Genomic DNA, 22,367 nt, shown 5'->3' on the forward strand with positions numbered 1-22,367 from the left:
GAGCTCCTTTGCAGCTTCTTAATAAAATTTATTTCAATTTATTTATTTGTTCTTAAATAATTTCTTGTACACTTCTCCTGCTACCAGAGGGATGAAAGCAAACATCATTACTATTTCCCAGTCAAGCATGGACAATGGTACAACGTTGAATATATCGCTTAATATAGGAACATACAATACTGCAACCGTAAGAGCAAAAGATGCAAATACAGCCTGAACCATTCTCATGTTGGTAAATACACCTATTTTAAACAATGTGAATTCCTGAGATCTTGATGAAAATGCTCTTAAAAGTTCCGCCGTAATCAATGTTGCAAACACTATGCTTCTTTCATGAACTAAATTTTCAGCTCCCGGATATGCTTTCATTGCCCAGTAATAGGATAAAAGAGATGCTGCTGATATGGCAACTGCCTGGAACACAATTCCTCCAAGCATTCCTTTGTCAAGTATTGGCTCTTTCGTGTCACGAGGAGGGTGGTTCATAATTCCCGGTTCTGCATTTTCAACTCCAAGTGCCATAGCAGGGAAACTGTCTGTAACAAGGTTCAGCCACAAAAGTTGTATTGGAACAAGAGGAACTTCCCATCCAAGCAAAATGCTCACAAATACCAGGAGTATTTCGCCTATGTTACAGCTTAACAGGAAGAACACAAATTTTTTGATGTTGCTGAAAATTATTCTTCCTTCTTCAACTGCGTTAACTATGGTAGCAAAGTTGTCATCTGTAAGAATTACTTCTGCTGTGTTTTTGGCAACGTCTGTTCCGGTGATTCCCATTGCAACTCCTATGTCTGCCTTTTTAAGTGCAAGTGCGTCGTTTACGCCGTCACCGGTCATTGAAGTGATATGTCCGTTTTCCTTAAGAGCAGTTACAATTCTTACCTTGTGGTCTGGAGAAACTCTGGCATATACTTTTGTTTTCTTTACAACTTCTCTTAATTCTTCATCGCTGAATGCATCAAGTTCTGCCCCCATCATTGCCTGTTCTTCAGATTCAACCATTCCAAGGTCCTTGGCAATTGCATATGCCGTTTCCTTGTAGTCTCCGGTAATCATTACTGCTTCAATTCCGGCATCTTTACATTCTTTTATGGCATCTTTTACTTCAGGTCTTGCAGGGTCAATCATTCCGACCAATCCCACAAATATCATGTCGTTTTCAACCAGGTCGAATGACAAGTGTTCAGGAACCTGATCCCATACCTTGTATGCTGCAGACAACACTCTCAGAGCTGAGCGTGCAAATGTCCTGTTCACATCAAGAACTCTGTCCTTAAGTTCATTTGTAAAATCCACTACTTCACCGTTAAGAGCAATTTTCGAGCATCTGCTTATAACAATGTCCGGTGCTCCTTTTGTAAATGAAACAACCTTTCCTTCAATGTAATCTGTGTGGAATGTGCTCATCATTTTTCTAGCAGAGTCAAATGGAAGCTCATTTACTCTCGGATATGATTTATTAAGCTGTTCTGTTGTTTTTCCAAGCTTTCCAGCAAATGTTACTATTGCTCCTTCTGTAGGATCTCCAATTACTTTGTACATTCCTGATGAGTTGTCAAGATGCGCATCATTTGCCAGGGCTCCTATTGAAGCCAGGTTTATAAGGTTAGGAAGAGCATCCACGGTTATATGTTTGCCCTCAAGCTTCACAGCTCCAACCGGCTCGTATCCTCCGCCTTCAATTTCAAGTATTTTATCATCAACGTAAGCTTTTACAACAGTCATCTCATTTTGAGTGAGCGTTCCTGTTTTATCTGAACATATTACAGAAGTTGCGCCAAGAGTTTCAACTGCCAGAAGTTTTTTAACTATGGCATTTCTGCCAGCCATACGGTTCATACCTATGGACAATACTATTGTAACTATTGCAGGAAGTCCTTCAGGTATTGCTGCAACTGCCAGACTTATGGATGTAAGAAGCATTTCAAGAACTTCTCTTCCCTGCAAAATGCCTACGCCAAATACTACAATGCATATTATTATTGTCAGGGTTCCAAGAACTTTTCCAAGCTGGTTAAGCTTTATCTGAAGAGGAGTCTGCTCTTCGTCATAGGATTGTATCTTTGTAGCTATGTTTCCTATTTCAGTGCGGTGGCCTGTTCCAACAACTATGCCCTTGCCTCTTCCGTATGTAACGATAGTGCTTGAGAATCCCATGTTGTGCCTGTCGCCTATTCCAGCCGGCCCTGTGATTGATGCTTTAGCATCCTTTTCTACGGGAACTGATTCTCCTGTAAGGGAAGCCTCTTCGATTTTTAAATTTGAACTTTCAATCAGCCTCACATCTGCAGGAATTATGTCTCCTGCTTCCAATACAACCACGTCTCCAGGAACAATGTTTGCTGCCGGAAGAATCATCTGGTTTCCGTTTCTTATTACTTTTGCATTAGGAGCACTCATTTTCTGGAGGGCTTCAACTGATTTCTCTGCCTTGCCTTCCTGATAGATACCCAAAATTGCATTTATTACTACAATTGCAAGTATTACAAAAGCATCTTCCTTTTCTCCTACTGCTGCTGAAATTCCTGCAGCAATTATCAAAATTATAATCAGAAAATCAGCAAACTGAGCAACAAGCTTAGACCAAAAGCTTTTCTTAGCCTGTGCCTCCAATTCATTTTTTCCATATTTTTCTATTCTTTGTAATGCTTCCTGATCGTTGAGCCCGAAATTTTCATCAGTGCCCAGCTCTGACAAAACATCTTTTTTGCTCTTATTATACCATTCCAAAATATTTATCCTCCTAATATAATTTTCCAAAAATTACGTATACATTATTATAATGTAATTATTGCCATAATTGCAATATATATTTATTATACATTTGAAATCAAACAATTTTCAACAATATATGCAAAAAAATAAGACGAATTATTATTCGGCTTATTTTATGAAAAATTATTTAGCGCATGAAATAAATTCACTTACTGAAGAGTTATTTCAACCATTATTCTGCTTTATTATACTTTGAGAAGAGTATTCTTCCCACATAAACGCCGCTTGCTGATGCTTGAGAAAGGGAATGAGTTACTCCTGAACTGTCCCCAAGCATATACAAATTCTTTATTTTTGTTTCAAGATTGTTGTTGACTTCAACTGTCGAATTATAGAATTTCACCTCAACGCCGTAAAGGAGAGTGTCTTCATTTGACGTTCCCGGAGCAATTTTATCCAAAGCATAAATCATTTCAATTATGTCATCCAGCTGTCTTTTTGGAATTACAAGGCTTAAATCTCCCGGAGTTGCATTGAGTGTTGGGTTCGTAAAGCTCTTCATCATTCTTCTTTCATTAGTCCTTCGGCCGTTTACAAGGTCTCCGAAACGCTGAACAATAACTCCTCCTCCAAGCATGTTGCTGAGTCTTGCTATTGATTCGCCATACTCATTGCTGTCATGGAAAGGCTCTGTGAAATTGTTTGATACAAGAAGAGCAAAGTTTGTGTTTGCTGTGTGTAGTTTCACGTCCGAATAGCTGTGGCCGTTTACAGTTACAATTCCGTTTGTGTTTTCATTTACCACCACTCCGTGAGGGTTCATGCAGAACGTCCTTACAAGGTCATTGTATTTTTTTGTTCTGTAAACAATTTTGCTTTCATAAACTTCTTCTGTTATATGCTCAAATACTTCTGAAGGAAGCTCAACCCTTACTCCTATGTCAACCCTGTTTCTCCTGGTCTTAATGTCCATTTTGTCGCATATGCCTGAAATCCACTTTGAGCCTGAGCGTCCTGTTGCAAGAACAAGATCCCTGCATGAATATGTCTTGTTTTTTGTTTCAACGTGGAATTCATCATTAGCTGCATTAATATCAAGAACTTCACAATCAAAAACAAATTCAACTCTTTCCTTCAGATAATCATACATGTTGCCCAAAATGTTTATATTTCTGTCAGTTCCAAAATGCCTTACCTTTGCATCCAAGAGGTGCAAATCATGCTGAAGCGCCTTTGTCTTAAGAGCTGTATTGGCAGTTGAGTACAGTTTTGCATCTGAACCTCCCATACCGCAGAGCACCTCATCCACATAGTACATCAAATCCAGAGCTTCCTGGTCTCCCACATACTTGTTCAGGTATCCCCCGAAATTGTTTGTTATGTTGTACTTGCCGTCTGAAAGACTTCCGGCTCCGCCGAATCCGTTCACCACATTGCATATGTTGCAGTGTATGCACGACTTTATTTTCTTGTTGTCAATTGGGCACTTTCTCCTGTCAAGGCTGTGTCCTTTTTCTATTATTAAGACTTTAATATCGGATTTTTGTTTTGTAAGTTCATAGGCCGTGAACACCCCGCTGGCTCCTGCCCCCACTATTATTACATCATAATTCATTTTTATCCTCCAATTACGAATTTCTGTTTTTTAATACTCAATTAGAACAACTTCGTTTTCTTTAAGTCCTGAAGTTATTTCTATATTGTCATCGTCCTTTATTCCGGTAGTTACTTCCCTTTCAGTTTCTGCATTGTTTTCTATCACTGTCACATACTGCTTTCCTGATTTATCATAAACAGCATCTTTGTCTACAAGAAGCACATTTTCCTTTTCGTCAAGAACAATTACAACATCCATTTCAGAACCTATTTTGTAACCGTGATTTTCTTCAAGTTCTCCTAAGTCTGCTTCAATTCTTACCCTTTTTTGCTCAACTCCTAAATCTGAAACTTTTGTCTTAGCCTTAGGGTAAATTCTGCTCACTTTTAGTTCTTCATTACCGCCCTTGCTGTTTATAACAAACGGCATTCCAACAACTGTATCTTCAGCATCCTCTGCAAGAACTTCAACATATGCTCCAAGGTTGTTTTCATCTTGGATTTCTACAACCACAACACCTGCCTGGGTCATTCCTCCCTGATGGACGTTAAGTTCCGTAATCACACCATCGAATTCAGCTTTGATTGAAGATTGTTCAATACTTTTTTCAAGAATTTTTATTTGAATCATTATTTCTTCAACTTGTGCTTCATATTGCTTTTTAATATTGGATGAAACTCCCTTTATGAGGAGATTGTAGTTGTTTTTTGCTTCCTGGAGCTGATTTTCAAGGGCTGTCACATCATACTGGGCCTCTTCGTACTCAACTTGGCTCACTGCTCCGCTTTCATAAAGCGCTTTAAGTTTTTCGAAACTGCTTTTGGCAAAACTCAGGTTGTTTTCAATTGTATTTATTTGAAGCTTCATGTTGGATATTTCCTGGAAGTCAGCTCCTTTGACAGATTCATTGTAGGAAGCTGTGATTGCCTCAATTTGTTTGTTGGCTCTTTCTATTTCCAGGTCATAATTATTTTCATATGTCAAAATTATACTACCTTTTTTTACTTTGTCACCAACGGATACATTCAGTGTTTCCACTCTTTGACTCATGTCAGAATAAAATGTGTTCACTCTTTTTGAGTAAACAGTTCCGGTTTCTTCTATTGTATTTTGTATTGTGCCCATTTTTACCTTTGATGTTGTACCGTCAAATGTTTTTTCACTAAGATTAAACATGGAATACAAGGCAATAGCAAGTATTGTTGAAATTATTGCAATTGATAATATTATAAGTTTTTTCTTATTTTTCATCTTCCCCTCCAAATTTTATGATATTCTGCTTTTCAATGCCAGCATGAAATCCAGCCTGTGAACTTTAGCATATGTCATAAGCTGTGCCAGCACTATAAAAATAATTGTCAAAATTATTGAAACAACAATGTTGTTTAATGTTATTGGCTCATTCATAGTATAAATGTCCGTCGTGTACGTTGTTGCCATATAATCCACGAGCCACATGCCAAGAGGTATGCCGGCAGCTATTCCAAGGGCTGTCATTATCATGTTTTCCCTCACTAACATATTGAAAATCTCAGACTTTGAAAATCCCATGACCCTCAGTGATGAAAATTCCATAGTTCTTTCATTGATGCTCATGAGCGTCATGCTGTACACAATTACAAATCCCAAAAGACCCGAAAATATAACCATAAATATCATTGAGGCTGCAGTTACAGTTGTAAATTCCTCAAACGCCCCTCTTAAATCATCCTGAGACATTATGGTTATGGTCTTCATGTCATTCAGTGACCTTGCCACATCATCGTCTGTATTTATATAAACACCGTTGGCAACGCCTTTGTCAAGGAAGTTCTCATTCATATAGTCTATGTTCATGTATCCGTTTATACCGAGACTTTGCTTGATTATTCCTTTTACAGTCACATAGCCGTCGTCGTGTCCGGGCATGAAATTTTTAAGAAGAACTTCATCTCCAACTCTTGCATCAAGAGAAGATGCGAGATTTGAAGATAACAGTATTCCGCTACTAGGCAGTCTCACCGGATTTCCCTTAACATCCTCAAACCCATAAAATACAGTGTTTTCTTCCAGCCCTATAATGCTTATAATTTTAGACTTTTTGCCGTTTTCTATTTCAAAAGGAACTTCATTTCTTGCTTCCATGTTCCTGTATTTAATTTTTTCTGCAATTTCATTTTTTATATCTTCATTTTGAAAGCCGTTGAAGCTTATGTTGTATTCAGCCTTCATAAATTCCTCATAATGTCTGTTGAACATTACGTCTATTATATCAACCATCCATATTGTCATTACCATCATACCGCAAGTAATTGCAACCGCTGCTCCTATAAAGACAAACTTTTTCTTTTCCCTGAATATATTTCGAAGAACAATTTTCCAGGAAAAGGGCACATGGTTCCAGACAAGCTTAATATTTTCTATGATAATTCTTTTCCCCTTTTTGGGAGCCTCTGGTTTCATTGACTCTGCAGGGTTTATCTTCACAATGTTTCTTACACCCCAAAAACCTGATATTACACAAAATATAAGTGATAAAAGCACAGATATTAATATTCTGTAGTAATAAACCTTGACCGTAAGCATGGGAATGTTGAAGAAAACAAGGTAATAATTTGTCATAACACCTGATAGAGCTGTTCCCATCAATGACCCAAACGTTCCTCCTATTATCCCCACGCTTGCAGCATATTTCAAATAGTGGGACATAATTTCAAAGTCCGTAAACCCCAGAGCCTTAAGAACCCCTATTGATGTTCTGTCTTTTTTAACTATTCTTGAAAGCATTGTAGTGAGCATGATGCCTGCAAAAATAAGAAAAATTATGGGAACTGATTTAGACATCATTTCAAGTCCTTCAATTTCCTGACTCAGCATGCCGTTGCTGAGCTGATCTTGTTTTTTTATAACTCTCCTTACACCATACTTTTCCAGATTGTCTTCTAAATATTCCTTTGTCTGATCAAGAGATTCATCATTGTTTGTTGTTATAAGCATTTCATTGAAACTTCCATTGGAGCCGTAAATCTTTCTGATATAGTCTTCCTCAACGTACACCACTCCGAATTTTTCAGGATCCGGAAGCATTGTCTGCTCATTTTCCATCATGTATGCATATTCTGAACTTGATGCCACAGCAGTTACATTGAATTTATACTGCCTTCCATTTATTCTTAGGAATATTTCATCACCCACATTTATGTTTCTTGCAGCTGCAAACTGCTCAATTACTATGACGTCATTATCAGACAATAATCTTCTTCCGGACTTTATAAACAACTTGTTGATTTTGCTTTCATATTTGTCCACAGAAATGACCCTGACATCAACATCTTCAGCATTGTCATCTGTAACAAAGGGAGTGTCAAACACCAGCCTAGCTTCAGCTTCTTTTATATCAGCCTCACCAACTAAGCTGCTTTCAAGCTTCTCAGGCAATCCTGATGCTGTGACAAATATGTCTGCAAAGTTAGTTTCCATGTAATAATCGTCCAATGAATCACTTAAGTTAATTGAGGAATTGCTGACAGCAGTGAAGACAAAAATACCCGTTATGATTATTGCAAGAACAGCAATGTATTGCCCCTTGGTGTTTTTAATCATTCTAAAAAGTCTTTTGTCAAGCTTTTTCATTACCAATCAATCCTTTCAGCAGGAATAGGATCATCATTTATGATGACTTCCGTGATTTTGCCGCTTCTCATTTTAATTACCTTATCGGCCATCTGCGCTATTGATGCATTATGGGTTATAACCACAACAGTCTTGTTGTATTTTTCGTTCATTTCTTTAAGAACTCTGAGTATTGATATACCTGTTTCAAAATCCAATGCTCCCGTAGGTTCATCACACAGTAGTATTTGAGGATTTTTAGCAACAGCCCTTGCAATTGCAACTCTTTGCTGTTCACCACCGCTCATTTGAGACGGAAAGTTATCCATTCGTGACCCAAGTCCTACGGCTTCCAATACTTCCTCTATGTCAATTGGGTCCCGGCATATTTCTGCTGCAAGTTCAACATTTTCCTTTGCAGTCAACGTTGCCATGAGATTGTAAAACTGAAATACAAAACCTATTTCATTTCTTCTGTACATGGTAAGCTCTTTGTCGCTTATACCCGTTATCATTTCTCCATTGAAGTAAACTTCACCTGATGTGGGAGTGTCCATTCCACCCACAATGTTTAAAAGCGTGCTTTTCCCTGAACCACTGGGACCGAGAATCACAATAAATTCACCCCTTTTAACTTCAAAGCTTACATTTTCCAAGGCCTTTACTGTGACTTCACCCATTTTGTAAAGTTTGCTTATATTTTCTGCCTTCAATACTACTTCGCTCATATTCTCACCTGACTACCTTTCTTCAAGAATGCCGTACATTAAAATGTTCATGAGCCTTATATACTCGTCTTTAACAACATCATAATATTTCTCATAATTTGATCCATCCTCTGCAAACAGCGGTAAGTACTTACTCTCTATTATGTTTGTCAAGCTTGCCATGAGCAGAACAATGTCATTTGCTTCAATGTTTTTTTTCATTGGCAGACCTTTTATTATGTCCATTAATATGTTTATACCAATTTGCTTAATTTCCATATATCTTTTTTCTATATCAGCTTTTAATTTCTTTGGAGAATTACTAAAGCCTCCAACCAACATTTTATAATGCATGGGGTTGTTCATAAAAAATTTGTATTTTATTTCCATCAACTTCATCAAGATTGTTATGAAATCATCCTGAGGAAGTTCCATATCTTTAAATTCATTTAACGCATCATCAATGCATTTGTTCATGGCAGTCATAAAGAGATTTTCCTTTGAACCGAAGTAGTGAAATATGAGTCCTTTGGACACCTCAGCCCGCTGACTTATCCTATCGGTGTTTGCTTTTTCAAAACCATGTTCAGAAAACTCTTCTATGCTCGCCTGTACTATTTTGTCCTTTTTGGAATTGTCAAGCATTAACCCACCTCCTCTTAATTGACTTAACAGTCAATTATATTATACATTATATTGACTACGAGGTCAATATATGAATAAATTCAAACTTATCAACACAAAAAAGAGCCCTTCAAGGCTCTCTTAGGCTATTTACAAATCTAGGGGCGGATCTTGTGTCCGCCCGTTATTATTCCCTTCGCTTAATTTTGATTTTCTATTTGTTCTTTAAGGTCATTCAGGTAAATCCACCTGTTCATTTTTTCTTCAAGCTGCACTTCAAGATTTTGTTTTTCATCCATTATTTCCTGAAGCTTCATGTAATCTGTGGCACTTTCTTCAAGTTTTGTTTCAGCTTCAGCTATTTTTGATTCAATAGCGGCTATGTCATCGTCAATGGTGTTGTACTCCTGCTGTTCCTTGAAAGAAAATTTAAGTTTTTTTGGTTTTTCTCTTGTTTCCTTCTGAACGTCCTTTGTTTGTCTAGGTTTTTCCTGCTGTTTTTCATTCAATGTCCGTACAGCAATGTAATCGGAATATCCTCCGTTGTACATTACAACTGCTCCGTCTCCGGGAAGTTCAAGTACCATGTCAACGACCTTATCCAGAAAATATCTGTCGTGGGATACGGTAATCACTGCTCCGCTGAACGTTTCAAGATAATCTTCAAGCACGGTGAGAGTTTCTATGTCAAGGTCGTTTGTAGGCTCATCAAGAAGCAGAATGTTTGGTGAAGTCATGAGCACGCTCAGCAAAAACAACCTTCTTCTTTCTCCGCCGGACAATTTTTTTATAGTGTTGTACTGCACATCAGGTGAAAACAAAAATCTTTCAAGCATCTGGGAGGCAGTTACACTTCCTTCAGGTGTCTCAACAACTTCAGCTATATTTTTTATATAATCTATAACTCTTTGAGAATCATCTATTTCTTTTGCTTCCTGAGAAAAATATCCAACATTGACAGTGCTTCCTATTTCCACATGACCTTTATCCGGCTGAGTTTTTCCTGCCAGTATATTTAACAGCGTTGATTTTCCTGCTCCGTTTTTCCCGACTATTCCAATTCTTGCATCGCGAAGCACAGTAAATTCAAAATCATCAACTATTTTTTTGTCTCCGAAACTTTTTGAAATATTTTTAATTTCTATTGTCTTCTTTCCAAGCCTTGAAGATACAGAGCTCAGTTCAAGCTTTTCCGCCAATTCAGTTCCAAGAGAATTTTTAAGCTTTTCAAACTGTTCAATTCTTCCCTTTGCTTTTGTGCTTCTTGCACGTGCTCCCCTTTGAATCCATGCCAGTTCCTTTTTGTAAAGCGTCTGTTTTTTCCTGTCGCTGCTTGCTTCCATGTCCTCACGGAGGGCTTTCAGTTCCAGAAACTTTGAGTAATTTCCTTCATAGGAATACAAGTTTCCCTTGTCAAGTTCTATTATCTTGTTTGAAACCCTATCCAGGAAATACCTGTCATGGGTAACCATGAGTATTGCTCCTGAATATTTCACAAGATAATTTTCAAGCCATATAATCATGTCATTGTCAAGATGGTTTGTGGGCTCATCAAGAACCAAAAGTTCACACGGATTTACAAGAGCACTGGCAATTGCAACTCTTTTTCTCTGCCCTACAGAAAGCAAATTTACTTTTTTGTCATATTCATCAATTCCAAGTTTGCTTAAAATTGTCTTTGCTTCATATTCCATGAGAACTTTGGTTTCAGTGCTTGAATTGATGAACACCTGCTCAAGGACAGTGGCCTCCTTATCAAAGGCCGGGTCTTGTTCAAGAACGCAGATTCTGTCTCCCGGGCTTTTTATTATATTGCCGCTGTCCGGCTCTTCAACTCCAGATGCAATTTTTAAAAGTGTGGATTTTCCTGTTCCGTTGATTCCAACCACCCCGATTTTATCGTTGTCGTTGATATATAAGTCAACATTATTAAGAAGCACTTTTTCTCCGTAACTTTTATTTACTTTTTCCAGTGTAATTATCATTATAATTGCCTTTCAATTTTTGTTTAATACAGAAATTCATTTTACATTTGCCTTTCACTATTAATATCTGACTTAAAGAAATCAAAAATCGTGAAAGGGTATTTCTTAGGTAAAGATGTAAACTCTGTGTATTTTTTTGTTTTGGGATGTTTGAATCCGAATTTGTAAGACCAGAGGGCAGGTATAGTGAAGTCTTTTTTCTTCATAAATACCTTGTTGTACTTGTTGTCTCCCCATATGGGAGTTCCTGCATTTGAAAATTGCAGCCTGATCTGATGGTGTCTTCCTGTAAGAAGATTTACCTTAACAAGGCAAAGAGTTCCGTACTCTTCAGTTTCGGCAGTTTCCAGCACTTCATACTCAAGTCTTGCAATCTTACCCTGCTTGTCATCAGCCGTTGTCACCTTTGACATGTTTATTGTCTTAAGTTTTTTTATATAATCTACAAGAATTCCCTTGTTATTAGCTGGCTTCCCGCACACAACTGCATAATATTCTTTTTTTGTGTGTCTTTCCTGCACTTGCCTTGAAAGTTCCTTGTTGGCGAAATCATTTTTAGCGAATACGATCACGCCTCCTACAGGCCTGTCAAGCCTTTGAATGAGACCAAGGTAAGGATTGTCGCCCTTACTTTTCACATAATTGATTCCTGCGCTCATAAGGTCATCGTCTTCTGTCTTGTCGCTTTGGGAAGGAATCCCCGGAGGCTTTATAAGGCAAAGAACATGTTTATCTTCATATATTATATCAAGTTCCATTTTTTCTCCTGTCATATTAAATCAGCATATGATGCTTCAGCTGCCCTTAACAAATCATCGGGACTTAGTATCATTTGTATTCCAATGGTTCCGCCGCTTACAAGTATTTTGTCCTGAAGGAGGGCAGATTCATCCACAAATGTTTTGTAATGCTTCTTCATTCCTATGGGAGAACAACCTCCCCTTATGTATCCGGTATTTTTTGTAAGATCTTTTAAAGGAAGCAGCTCAATGTTTTTTTCACCTGAAGCAGAGGCCGCTTTTTTCAAATCAAGCTCGTATTCAACAGGAACACAAAACACATACAGTTCCTTGCTGTGTCCCAGAGACACTAATGTCTTAAAAACAGCCTCCGGGTTTTGCCCTGTTTTGTGAGCAACAGATACCCCGTCAATTTTTCCGTCCTCGCACTCATATGTCAGACAGTCATATTCGATGCCAAGTGAGTCGAGAATGCGCATGGCATTTGTTTTATTTATTTTTTTCACGCTATCACCTCTTACAATCTTGTGTACAGCCCATAAATTGCAACAATGTTAAGAATAAGAGCTATAAAAGTAATTGCAACAAACCCGGCTTTTCTTGTCTTGTGGTGGAACAGAAGCATGGCTGCAATACTTCCAAGGGTTCCTCCTAAAAAGCTTGTGAGATGCAATGTTTTTTCTTCTATTCTCCATCTGTCCTTTTTGGCCTTTTGCTTGTCAACATAAAACATCACAAATGATATCAAATTTATTATAATAAAATATATGGCTAAATATTTAATCATTTTAATCTCGCCACCAGTTTATTTATTTTTTTGCCCTGCTCTGTAAAACGCTGTTCATATTCGGTCATGACGTTGTCTTCCGCGTAAGGGCTGTTGTGCAGATCTCTTGTGCACATAACAATTTCCCAGTTATCTGCCTCAAGCTCCTGAAGTGAATACTCAAACAAATCATCATTGTCTGTCTTCATGTGTATTTCTCCTCCATCTTTAAGCACCTTTCTGTAAACATCAAGGAAATTTTTATGAGTCAACCTTCTCTTGTAGTGAGATGGCTTTGGCCAGGGGTCTGAAAAGTTCAGATAAATTCTATCTATGGACTTAGTCTCAAAAACATCCGTAAGTATGTCTCCGTTTGAATAAACTACAAAATAATTGTCCGGATCATTTTCTATGACACATTTTGCACATCTGTACGCAACCTTCACGCTTTTCTCGAATCCAAAGAAATTCACATGTGGATTTTTAAGGGCAGTTTCCCTTAAAAACTTGCCTTTTCCGCAGCCAAGTTCAACATGTATGGGGTTGTTGTTTTTGAAAGCATCATTTAGCTTATATCCTCTTTTTTCCGGTTCAGTTATTGCTTTTTCGTGATTCTGCAGGTATTCGTACTGACCGTGAACATATCTTAATCTCATAATACACTCCTTAATTTTCTAATAGAATTTTACAATACTTTGTAATAATTAACAATATAATTTTATACATGTTGCATAAAATACCAAAACCAAGTAAAATAATAGTAACAAAAGGAAAAGGGGTGAATTATGGATTTTCTATTTAACATATCAGGACCAGCTCTTTATATCATAATATTTTGTGCAAAAATAATAGAAGTATCAATTTCAACTGTGCGATTAGTTTTAATCAACAAAGGTGAAAGAGTCAAAGGTGCATTGTTAGCTTTTATTGAAATAATGATTTGGCTGATTGTAGTAAGCTCTGTTTTAAATAACATAACAGAAGATCCAATTAAAGTATTCATTTATGCCATTGCTTTCTCAATGGGAAATTTCATCGGTGTTACGCTCGAGTCAAAAATAGCTGTGGGACTGTCATCCATACAGGTAGTGGTAAATGTGGAAAATGGTGAAGTGCTGGCAGATATTCTCAGAGATCAGGGTTTTGGAGTAACAATTATTGACGGAAGAGGAAAAAATGAAAGCAGGAAAAATCTGTTATTCGTTCAACTTAAAAGAAAGAAAATTCCTGAAGCAGTGAAGCTTATTAAGCTTACCGCACCTCAGGCTTACATTACAGTTAATGACATAAAGTCCATGATGGGCGGATATATAAAATAGCATATGAAAAGCAGTTACAAGGCGTAACTGCTCTTTTATTGCAGTTCACGACCACAGCATATAGGTAATATATTAACAGCCGTACATTGCAAAACATTGTTTCCCGGTATTTTATAAAGTAAAGGAGCTGGCTGTCCAGCCCCTATACTTTACTGGTTAATCATTCTGGCATATCAATATCCAAATACCATCCGCAAGGTATGCGGGCAACCGCATGAACTGCCACATAATTCTTATTGCCGCTAACCTGAACCTCAGCACCGTCAGTATATGGGAATTGGCCAGGTGCATCAGTCATAACACCTTTCTTTAGAGGCAGCTGAGTTGCACCAATCCATACATGTGTTTCTTCAAACTCAATTCCTTCAAAAGGCTCGAATGTTACACTTATATATCCATTTTCATAATTAATTAACACTTGACCTACTTTTGCTCCTTTGCTTAAGTCGTTACCGCCTGCACCTGCATAAAGATCAGCTGTGATTGATGTTGGAGTTGTAGTATCAACTTCTATATACCATCCCCAATTTCCGGATGATGGAAGCACATCCTTATTTTCATGTGAAAACTCACTGCTGTATCCCCAGGCTGTTTCATCGTTGTAGCACTGGTTCCAGAAGTTTGCGGCTATTTCATGTCCTGTGTCTATGTCACCTGGAAGCTCAATGATACGTTCACCGTCATCCGGTTCGATTGCTGTCCAATTTTCAGGAATTTCTTCTCTTACACGATACGTTCCTGCAGGAAGACCGGCAAATGTATAAGCTCCGTTTGCGCCAGTTTGGCCAGATTGTCTGTAATCCTCATCCCAAACTTCATCTTCTTCAATCCATCTGTCAAGATGCATGGTCCATCCTTCTAAAGGATTTTCATTATCTGGTCCGCTGCCAAGATAATCTTCCCATAAATATCTATACTTGTATGCTGTGATGTCAAACAGCTCTTCATTTTCAAAGTTGTAGAATGGACCTTCTTCACAATCTGAAGAATCTTCAGGCAATGTTACCTCATGATATATTTTTTCCGTTGTGTCAAAAGGTTCTCTCTGAATCCAGTGGTCCTCATCATCTATGACTTCTTCAACTTTGTACTTTCCTGCAGGCAAATATGTGAAACAATACTTGCCGAACTCATCTGTTTCATCAGAAGCAAACATATCTTCTAGCCAGCCTCCTGTACCTTCATTAATTGTTTCATCCCACTGGTACAAATTGATTGTCCAGCCTTCAAGGCCTTCTTGTGTTGCGTAATTCAACTTGTAACCTGCGATATTGTATTCTACCGGTGGTTTATTTTCAAAGTTGAAGCTCATAACAGCAGAGGCTGTATCTGTATATAAATTAACCCCATCAGATTTTTCTGTTATAGCACCGGTTGATTTGTTTATTTCAAAGAATTTTCCTGATTGTGCATCATGGCCGTAAAGTGTACCGTCTCCGCTGAATGCAAGCTGAAAGGAGAAAGTATATCCTGTGCTGCGAATTACTTCAAATCCGCTGCCATCGCGGTTAACCTTGAAGAATTCATATTTTCCTGAATTCAATCCAAAGCCGTAAATAATACCTTCCGGCGAAACAGCAATGTCTCCGCTAAATGTCCATGCATGTGTGTTGTTGGAAATATCACCCATTTTGGTTACAGAATCAACATCTCCATCTGCCTTAAACGTTACTTCGTACAAATCGTCAGTAGCACCACCATAACTGGAAGTCGGGCCACCTGCTATATAATAATATTTTCCGTCAAAGAAATCGGCACATGCAATTTCTCCTGGCAAATTGCCAAGATATTCCTGAGTGCTTGTATCACTCAAATATAATTTTGCAAGGCCAGGATAATTTACGAAGTACAGATATCCGCCATCCTTGTCATAAGCAAGACCATTAGGTCCTATATTGCTAAAGCTCAGTCCACTTTCTAAAGTTATTTGGTAAACTTCGTCGGCATCAGCCGTAAGAGGGTCTACTTTGAATATTTTACCGGTATTACGCTGAATTCCATATACTATATTTTCTGTTGGAAGTGTCACATAATGGAAGCCATCACCGCCAGGATATACTTGTTCCCAGTCATCATCTATCAAATCCTCTCTCACACGGTATTCACCCATGGGAAGATCCAAGAAGCAGTACTTGCCTGTTCCATCGGTTTCTACTGGATCCACATAGTCTTCTTCCCAGTCTCCGTTAATCCATTTGTCAAGATGAATTAACCACCCGGAAACAGTTTCGCCTGTATCGCTGTTAATTTTGTAACCACTGATTTCATAAAGAGGCGGACATTTATAAACTCTGATTGCATCCAGATCAAATCCGTCAGTGTTGCCAGAATCTGATGCTGTGATTGTTACATCACCGTCATTAGGCGCAGTAATAGGCAGAAAGTTTACAGTAAAGGTGCCTCTTGGTGTGGCATTTGAAGTATATGTAGACGGATACGCTTCAGCATAAACATTTCTTGTTATGTCTATGAATGTTATGCCCTGGGCATATACAACTTCATCCGGCAAATAGAACTGAGTTATGCCAAAGCTGCCTTCTGTTGCAGTTGTGCTGTCATGGAAATCTCTGTTAAACAGATTTTCATCGAATTCATCCTCAGGAATATAAAGTTCCCTTATCTCTGCCTTGCGTGCAGGAGTTATATAGTTTATAGCTATTCTGTTGCCTGCAATGCCTGCATAATACGCATTGCCGTCAAGTGCGGGAATGCCAAGGGAAGCATCTATTCCTTCTGTGTCATTTTCTTCATAGGGGTGGATATCCCCGTTTAAATCTTTCACATAGGCACCTGTCAGATAAACCAGGGTTGCTTCAGCATGCCATCCTGTTGCAGCTCCCCAGGTTACTTCTGCCAGCTCAATATCAGGTTCTCCATCTACATTGAAGAAATTATCATCAAATGTATAATTTGTCCATTGGCGGGCAGCCAATCCAAAGAAATACCTGTTGGCCATACCGCCGGCAGTTTGAACTGCATCAAAATCTCCCAGCGCATTTGCAGGATCCAGTCGCAGATAATGATAATCCGTGTAGCTGCTTATTTTGACAGGAACTCCTGTTCCCTGAGTTACACCGGATGCATACATTTCTTCATTTTCCATAGACTGTGAAAATGCCGGAACAGCAAACAGTGACAATAACATAGTAATAACCACTGTCAATGCTACAATCTTTTTCATTTTTACTCCTCCTTCTTTGATCAATAACATGTATTAACGCACATCCCCTTGTATTTATTAAACATGTTGTGTTTCCATCACCTCCTTAGTTATTCATATTAAAACCTTATAAACACAAAAACCGACCAAAAGGTCGGTTACGCTACTAGCTCCCTCGGAGAAAAGCGTCCATATATGTCTCCGCAATCATCACTACCATATTATTATATTTAAATTTTAACAAGTCCATGCATGATACACCAAATTATATTTCATTAAATGATAATTTGCACTTTGTATATACCCAAGGCAACTGCATGTAAACATTATTATTTTTTTGTTATAATTATGCTTTTACAATAATGACATTCCTTTGCAATCCTTGTTTTTATATGTCTGAAAGATAACTTTTAAAATAAAAAAGGCCTTACACGCGACTTGTATCGCTATGCTCAGCCTTATTTTTATTTTACAAAAGCATTGTATATTGCTCTTATGGCATTTTCAAAATCCTTGTCGTCAACGCCAACTATGATGTTTATTTCACTTGAACCCTGGTCAATCATCCTGATGTTTATGTTGTTTTCTCCAAGAGCATTGAACAGCTTTGCTGATATACCAGGTCTGAACGCCATTCTAATACCAACTGTTGATATTAGGCTAAGATTCTTGTATGTCTTTACGGAATCAGTGCCCAGTTTATCTTTTAGCTCCTCCATAATTTCATGAGTAGTTTTTTCCACGCATTCTGTTGGAACAACAATTGAAAAACTGTCAATTCCTGAAGGAATGTGGTCTATGCTTATGTTTCTCTCTTCAAATATTTCAAGAGCCTTTCTTACTACACCAACTTCATTGGCCATGTGTTCCTTGTGAATGTAGAAAAATGTGAAATTTTTTCTTCCTGCAATTCCTGTTATGACATGTCCATTATCATAGTCTTCGTCGACCTGGTCATCTCCCACTATTACCGTTCCCGGATTGTCAGGTTCATTTGTGTTTCTTATGTTTATGGGAATGCCTGCTTGTCTCACCGGAAATACTGCTTCATCATGAAGAACAGAAGCTCCCATGTAGGAAAGCTCTCTCAGCTCCTGATAAGTAATTTTATTAATAGGAAGAGGATTTTTAACAATTCGTGGATCTGCCATCAAAAATCCTGAAACATCAGTCCAGTTCTCATACATGTCTGCTTTGGCAGCACTAGCAACAATTGAACCTGTTATGTCTGATCCGCCTCTGGAAAATGTCTTGATGCTTCCATCAGGATAGGAACCGTAAAATCCCGGAATAATAGCCTTGCTGCTTTTAGAAAGAGCTGCCCCAAGTTTTTCATTTGTTTTTTTCTTTATCCACTGTTCCGTCATACTTGAAAAATATTACATCCTTTGAATCGATAAAGTCACACTTGAGGTAAGCAGCCATAAGCTTGGCGCTTAAATATTCTCCTCTGCTTACAATGTAATCTTCGTCACATTTTTTATCCAGCATATTTCTGATTGTTTCAAACTCACTGTCAAGATCTATGTCTAAATTCAGCTCATTCTTTATTTCATTGAACCTGTCTTCAATTAATTTAAGAACCGGAGCATATGGAACTGAAAACTTCAAGTGTGCATGAGTCAAATACAGCAAGTCTGTAATTTTGTTGTCATCCTTGAATCTTTTTCCCGGAGCCGAAACAACCACATATCTTCTTTCTTCATTATCTTTTACTATGTCATGCACCTTTTTGAACTGAACAGCATCTGCCAGCGAAGTGCCTCCAAATTTAGCAACCTTTATCATTTTGTCCTCCTATCCGCATTATAACTTTTTAACAATAACACATGAAAAGTGCCCTGTCAACAATTATAATACAGATGTGCGTCATATAAATACAACTCGTTGTTTGTGTCCTGACGTCTTATATTATCCTCTTAAGTCATCCAAAAGTTTTGTTTTTTCCACAGTCTTGTCATCCTTGTACTTTATTAGCTTGGCTGGGCTTCCTGCCACAACAGCCATTTCCGGAACATCCTCAGTTACGACACTGCCTGCGGCAACAACGGCTCCCTTGCCAACCTTTACTCCTTCAAGCACAACAGCATTTGCGCCTATGAGCACGTCATCTTCAATTATTACAGGAGTCTTGCTCGGTGGTTCCAAAACACCGGCTATAACTGCCCCTGCACCCACGTGAACATTTTTTCCTATTGTTCCTCTTGCACCTACAACAGCGTTCATGTCCACCATTGTTTTTTCTCCGATAACAGCTCCAATGTTTATAACTGCTCCCATCATAATTACTGCATCCTTGCCTATTGTAACCATGTCTCTTATAACAGCCCCAGGCTCAATTCTTGCCTGTATTTCATTTGTATTGAGCATTGGTATTGCAGAATTTCTTCTGTCATATTCCAAGTGATAATCCTTAATGTTTCCATTGTCAGCTATAACTTTTGCTGCATCTTCATATTCTCCTATGAGTATTGCCATTTCTCCTGATTTGAAAACTTTTAAACCGTATGTTTCCATGTTGTCAACATTTCCTGAAATGTACAGCTTCACAGGTGTTGATTTTTTTGCTTCCTTAATATATTTTGCTATTTCATATGGATCTTGTAATAACATAATTTCCTCCTGATATTTTTATTAGGCAATATTTATGATTTTGCCTGTTTCCTTGCTTTTAAATTCGAACATGTCTTCAGTTTCATAAAAACCTGCTGCTTTTTTGCATAGCTTTATTGCAATGTCAAGTGCACCTCTGGCAAATATTTTTTTCGAAAATGCAGTGTGTTTGATTTCAATAATTTCATCTGTTCCTGAAAATATAACCAGATGCTCTCCAGGTATAGTTCCTGATCTTAATGAATGCATCTCTATTTCTTCCCTGCCGGTAACAAATTTTATGTCTTCAGCCAGTGTCTTTGCAGTTCCGCTTGGCGAATCTATTTTCTTATTATGATGTCTTTCTACTATATCTATGTCAAAGTCCCTTAATTCATTAGATATTAATTTAAGCATTTTTCGCATAATGTTTATTCCAACTGAAGTATTTGATGAAAGTAATACAGGAATTAATTTGCCTGCTTCTTCAATTCTAAGTTTTTCATCATCAGAATATCCAGTTGTGCAAATCAAAAGAGCACATTTTTTTCTTGTTGCATAATCTATTAAAAAATCCAGATTAACAGGATTTGAAAAATCTATTACTACATCAACTTTGCCGAAGTCTTCACCGTACTGTCCGTTTCTTGGAGACAATATTCCTGCAATATTAATGTTGTTGTAAGTAGTTGCTTCTTGTTCTATTGTTTTTCCCATGGCGCCCTGTCCGCATAATACTATATTAATCATAATTTTGCCTCCTTAACAAGATATCCCGCAGTTTTTCATTTCCTGAATCAATTTTTCCTTGTTCTCCAAAGACATTGGATACAAAGGAGCTCTAAGTTCAGGGCTGCACATGTTCATGAGGCCCATTGCTTCTTTAACAGGTATGGGGTTCGTTTCAATAAACAATGCATTTATTAGACCATTTAAAGAAAGCTGAGTGTCTCTTGCGGCCTTCAAATCTCCATTGTTGAAGTCATCAACCATTTTTTTTGTTTCTGCAGGCAGTATGTTGGCAACAACTGAAATTACTCCGTGTCCGCCCAGTGCCATGAGCGGTACAACCATATCGTCGTTTCCTGAATAAACGAGAAAATCTTTTGGGCAAATTCTGATTATTTCTGCAACCATGCTTATGTTTCCGCTTGCTTCCTTGATTCCTGCTATATTGTCAATTTTTGAAAGTTCTAAACAAGTCTTTGGTTCAATGTTCATTCCTGTTCTTCCTGGAACATTGTAAACAATTATAGGCAAAGATGTGCTCTCTGCAATCATTTTGTAGTGGTTTACCAGACCTCTCTGTGTTGTTTTGTTGTAATAAGGTGTAACAATCAATAGACCATCGGCACCTGCTTCTTCGCAAAACTTAGCCTTTTTTATTGCCGATGCAGTGCAGTTGCTACCTGCTCCTGCTATAACAGGAATTCTTTTGTTTACTCTTTTTACAATAAATTCAACAATCTGATGATACTCATCATCTGTCATTGTCGCTGCTTCTGATGTTGTTCCTGCGGCAATGATGGAACCTGATTTTTCAACATGCATGTCAACCAGTGTTCCTAATGTTTCAAAGTCAATCTCTCCATTTGAAAATGGCGTTACCAGAGCTACTCCACAGCCTTTTACTAAATCGTTCATACTTTTCTCCTTAAAATTATTTATTACTAAATAATTTTCATGCCGCTTTTTTATCTTTTTGAGTTTTCCCTGAATGCAATAAAAAAAGCGACATAAGAGCAAAAGGGCTCTCAGACGCTTACAAAAAACACCGAACCTTCTGCCCAGCATATTACAGCTCTCTCTTATAGGATTGGGAAGCATCCTATAAAAACAGTATTACATCTCTTAAATGTAAGCCCAGGGAAAGAATCCCTTCGGCGAATCACCCTTTCAAAGCTGTGCTTTTACTCTTGATCATCGCAACCTCTGTAATATACCCACGAAAATATTTAATTTTCATCATTATATGCTCTGTCAAAGATTATGTCAACAACAAAAATTAATTTTTTTTATTCAATCTTCATCATATTTACGAAATGCAACTATTTCTCCATAAATCATTACATGATAGTCATTGTTCCTATAGCTCATTTCATGGATATCTTTAGCCAAAAGTTCCGAATCTATAGACTGCCTGTACATAACTCTGCACTCATAGCTGTCGCAGCCCTTAATGTGAGGCACACTGATTTTCTCTCCTTCTGCCATCTCTAAACTGCACTCTTTAACCTTGTCATAATTTCTTCCTGATTTTGTGCCGCAAATTTTAAGCTGCTCTTCAAATTCACCTACCTTTGGAATGCATACTGTAAATTCATCCGAATTTTTCAATATTTCATAGGAATGTCTTGAATGCCTTACAGCAATAATCAGGGACGGTTTTTTCCACATATATCCTATGTATCCCCATCCGATCTGCATTAAGTTGACATGTTCGTTGCTTTTTGTAACTAAAAATGCCTTGCTTTTATGCAGCCTGTTTAGAAAATCAGCTGAGTCATTAAAAAAGTTATTATTCATAAAACCTCCTTATTAAGAAAGGCATCTTTTCAGATGCCCTTT

General features: G+C 37.8%; 17 protein-coding genes, 1 pseudogene and 1 riboswitch. Of the genes and pseudogenes, 1 reads left to right on the forward strand and 17 read right to left on the reverse strand.

Annotation, left to right across the window (positions count from 1 at the left end):
- Positions 1-42 precede the first annotated feature (42 nt).
- The 11 genes from BN358_RS16310 to trmB form a co-directional block, all read right to left on the reverse strand.
- Complete coding sequence (locus BN358_RS16310; RefSeq protein ID WP_019229605.1) at positions 43-2,733, reverse strand: cation-translocating P-type ATPase; 2,691 nt, start codon at positions 2,731-2,733, stop codon at positions 43-45.
- 217 nt (positions 2,734-2,950) lie between these two features.
- Positions 2,951-4,339, reverse strand: coding sequence for an NAD(P)/FAD-dependent oxidoreductase (locus tag BN358_RS16315; RefSeq protein WP_255346916.1), 1,389 nt, complete (start codon positions 4,337-4,339; stop codon positions 2,951-2,953).
- A gap of 24 nt (positions 4,340-4,363) precedes the next feature.
- A complete protein-coding gene (locus BN358_RS16320; RefSeq protein ID WP_019229607.1) occupies positions 4,364-5,566 on the reverse strand; it encodes an efflux RND transporter periplasmic adaptor subunit in 1,203 nt (400 codons plus the stop codon).
- A 15-nt stretch (positions 5,567-5,581) separates the two neighbouring features.
- A complete protein-coding gene (locus BN358_RS16325) occupies positions 5,582-7,927 on the reverse strand; it encodes an FtsX-like permease family protein (RefSeq protein ID WP_019229608.1) in 2,346 nt (781 codons plus the stop codon).
- A complete protein-coding gene (locus tag BN358_RS16330) occupies positions 7,927-8,634 on the reverse strand; it encodes an ABC transporter ATP-binding protein (RefSeq protein ID WP_019229609.1) in 708 nt (235 codons plus the stop codon). The genes BN358_RS16325 and BN358_RS16330 overlap by 1 nt, the downstream gene beginning before the upstream one ends.
- Before the next feature lie 12 nt (positions 8,635-8,646).
- On the reverse strand, positions 8,647-9,258 hold the full coding sequence (locus tag BN358_RS16335; protein ID WP_019229610.1) for a TetR/AcrR family transcriptional regulator: 612 nt from the start codon (positions 9,256-9,258) through the stop codon (positions 8,647-8,649).
- Between the two features lie 179 nt (positions 9,259-9,437).
- A complete protein-coding gene (locus BN358_RS16340; RefSeq protein ID WP_019229611.1) occupies positions 9,438-11,222 on the reverse strand; it encodes an ABC-F family ATP-binding cassette domain-containing protein in 1,785 nt (594 codons plus the stop codon).
- A 41-nt stretch (positions 11,223-11,263) separates the two neighbouring features.
- Positions 11,264-11,980, reverse strand: a complete 717-nt coding sequence (locus BN358_RS16345; protein WP_019229612.1) for an RluA family pseudouridine synthase — start codon at positions 11,978-11,980, stop codon at positions 11,264-11,266.
- A gap of 11 nt (positions 11,981-11,991) precedes the next feature.
- Positions 11,992-12,468: a Cys-tRNA(Pro) deacylase gene (gene ybaK, locus BN358_RS16350; RefSeq protein ID WP_019229613.1), complete on the reverse strand. Its 477-nt coding sequence runs from the start codon at positions 12,466-12,468 to the stop codon at positions 11,992-11,994.
- 11 nt (positions 12,469-12,479) lie between these two features.
- A complete protein-coding gene (locus BN358_RS16355; RefSeq protein WP_019229614.1) occupies positions 12,480-12,749 on the reverse strand; it encodes a DUF1294 domain-containing protein in 270 nt (89 codons plus the stop codon).
- Positions 12,746-13,384, reverse strand: a complete 639-nt coding sequence (gene trmB / locus BN358_RS16360) for a tRNA (guanosine(46)-N7)-methyltransferase TrmB (protein WP_019229615.1) — start codon at positions 13,382-13,384, stop codon at positions 12,746-12,748. Before trmB ends, BN358_RS16355 begins: the two co-directional genes overlap by 4 nt.
- Before the next feature lie 129 nt (positions 13,385-13,513).
- Between trmB and BN358_RS16365 the strand changes: the two genes are divergently transcribed.
- Entirely contained in the window at positions 13,514-14,047 is a 534-nt protein-coding gene (locus tag BN358_RS16365; protein WP_019229616.1) for a DUF2179 domain-containing protein, read from the forward strand.
- Between the two features lie 160 nt (positions 14,048-14,207).
- Here BN358_RS16365 and BN358_RS16370 read toward each other — a convergent pair whose 3' ends face one another.
- From BN358_RS16370 to BN358_RS16395, 6 genes and pseudogenes are all read right to left on the reverse strand, one after another.
- On the reverse strand, positions 14,208-17,228 hold the full coding sequence (locus BN358_RS16370) for a hypothetical protein (RefSeq protein WP_019229617.1): 3,021 nt from the start codon (positions 17,226-17,228) through the stop codon (positions 14,208-14,210).
- Between the two features lie 443 nt (positions 17,229-17,671).
- Positions 17,672-18,995, reverse strand: a pseudogene (locus tag BN358_RS16375) (aspartate kinase).
- Between the two features lie 123 nt (positions 18,996-19,118).
- Entirely contained in the window at positions 19,119-19,820 is a 702-nt protein-coding gene (dapD, locus tag BN358_RS16380) for a 2,3,4,5-tetrahydropyridine-2,6-dicarboxylate N-acetyltransferase (protein WP_019229618.1), read from the reverse strand.
- 21 nt (positions 19,821-19,841) lie between these two features.
- Positions 19,842-20,549: a 4-hydroxy-tetrahydrodipicolinate reductase gene (gene dapB, locus BN358_RS16385; protein ID WP_019229619.1), complete on the reverse strand. Its 708-nt coding sequence runs from the start codon at positions 20,547-20,549 to the stop codon at positions 19,842-19,844.
- 12 nt (positions 20,550-20,561) lie between these two features.
- Positions 20,562-21,443, reverse strand: a complete 882-nt coding sequence (gene dapA, locus BN358_RS16390; RefSeq protein WP_019229620.1) for a 4-hydroxy-tetrahydrodipicolinate synthase — start codon at positions 21,441-21,443, stop codon at positions 20,562-20,564.
- A gap of 146 nt (positions 21,444-21,589) precedes the next feature.
- Positions 21,590-21,742, reverse strand: a riboswitch (Lysine riboswitch).
- Between the two features lie 76 nt (positions 21,743-21,818).
- Positions 21,819-22,325, reverse strand: a complete 507-nt coding sequence (locus BN358_RS16395) for a flavin reductase family protein (protein WP_019229621.1) — start codon at positions 22,323-22,325, stop codon at positions 21,819-21,821.
- Positions 22,326-22,367: the final 42 nt, after the last annotated feature.

Origin of the sequence: Sedimentibacter sp. B4 (assembly GCF_000309315.1) — a bacterium.
In the GTDB taxonomy this organism is placed as follows: Bacteria; Bacillota; Clostridia; order Tissierellales; family Sedimentibacteraceae; genus Sedimentibacter; species Sedimentibacter saalensis.

Bases quoted from the DNA above. Each gene is read 5' to 3' on its own strand.
- BN358_RS16340 (WP_019229611.1), bottom strand. From the start codon at position 11,222: ATGATAATTACACTGGAAAAAGTAAATAAAAGTTACGGAGAAAAAGTG.
- BN358_RS16335 (WP_019229610.1), bottom strand. From the start codon at position 9,258: ATGCTTGACAATTCCAAAAAGGACAAAATAGTACAGGCGAGCATAGAA.
- BN358_RS16395 (WP_019229621.1), bottom strand. From the start codon at position 22,325: ATGAATAATAACTTTTTTAATGACTCAGCTGATTTTCTAAACAGGCTG.
- dapB (WP_019229619.1), bottom strand. From the start codon at position 20,549: ATGATTAATATAGTATTATGCGGACAGGGCGCCATGGGAAAAACAATA.
- dapD (WP_019229618.1), bottom strand. From the start codon at position 19,820: ATGTTATTACAAGATCCATATGAAATAGCAAAATATATTAAGGAAGCA.
- dapA (WP_019229620.1), bottom strand. From the start codon at position 21,443: ATGAACGATTTAGTAAAAGGCTGTGGAGTAGCTCTGGTAACGCCATTT.
- BN358_RS16345 (WP_019229612.1), bottom strand. From the start codon at position 11,980: ATGGAACTTGATATAATATATGAAGATAAACATGTTCTTTGCCTTATA.
- BN358_RS16365 (WP_019229616.1), top strand. From the start codon at position 13,514: ATGGATTTTCTATTTAACATATCAGGACCAGCTCTTTATATCATAATA.
- trmB (WP_019229615.1), bottom strand. From the start codon at position 13,384: ATGAGATTAAGATATGTTCACGGTCAGTACGAATACCTGCAGAATCAC.
- BN358_RS16320 (WP_019229607.1), bottom strand. From the start codon at position 5,566: ATGAAAAATAAGAAAAAACTTATAATATTATCAATTGCAATAATTTCA.
- BN358_RS16370 (WP_019229617.1), bottom strand. From the start codon at position 17,228: ATGAAAAAGATTGTAGCATTGACAGTGGTTATTACTATGTTATTGTCA.
- BN358_RS16355 (WP_019229614.1), bottom strand. From the start codon at position 12,749: ATGATTAAATATTTAGCCATATATTTTATTATAATAAATTTGATATCA.
- BN358_RS16325 (WP_019229608.1), bottom strand. From the start codon at position 7,927: ATGAAAAAGCTTGACAAAAGACTTTTTAGAATGATTAAAAACACCAAG.
- BN358_RS16330 (WP_019229609.1), bottom strand. From the start codon at position 8,634: ATGAGCGAAGTAGTATTGAAGGCAGAAAATATAAGCAAACTTTACAAA.